This is a genomic window from Corallococcus sp. CA053C (assembly GCF_003611675.1).
Classification (GTDB): domain Bacteria; phylum Myxococcota; class Myxococcia; order Myxococcales; family Myxococcaceae; genus Corallococcus.
Genome location: NZ_RAWA01000855.1, coordinates 1 through 531, shown reverse-complemented (window position 1 = coordinate 531; position 531 = coordinate 1). Strand labels below are relative to the sequence as shown.

At 63.1% G+C, this 531-nt stretch carries 1 pseudogene; it reads right to left on the bottom strand.

Features of this window, described 5'->3' with window-relative positions:
• Window positions 1-152: 152 nt before the first annotated feature.
• A pseudogene (locus D7V97_RS43580) lies at window positions 153-531 on the bottom strand (hypothetical protein); the annotation flags it as partial.

The following is a 531-nucleotide window of genomic DNA, read 5'->3' as shown; positions in this document are numbered from 1 at the left end:
GGTGAATGCGCTCGCACATCGCCGCTTCGCTGTTCGTTTGGAAGGACTCCACCTGCACGCCAAGTTCGGCGCCCAACGCCTGCAATCTGATCGTTGCGCGAAACAACCTTTACAAGGTCGGTATGCCTACGGGAAACCGCAACTGCGTGTGCCTAATTGAAAGGCGGTACGGCGTGCGACTGCATGAAGATGGCCGAAGCCGGGGCGTCCTTTGCCGTCTCGTTCGACGGCCGCGCCGGCCTGTGCGGGGTCGACGGTGGCAATGCTGCCCCGCGCTGTGCGCGCCCAAGAAAGCGTTGCATGAGGCAGAACACGTACAGCAACACACCAATCGCAATGCGCGCCCACCAGGAGCTAAGCGTGCCGTCAAAGGTGATCAGCGACTGGATGACGCCAAGCAACAGCACGCCCACTACACTGCCGCTGATGAGGCCCACGCCGCCGGTGAGCAGCGTGCCACCGACCACCGTGGCGGCAATGGCGTCCAGTTCCATGCCTTGCGCGTGCAGCCCGTAGCCGGACAGCATGTAG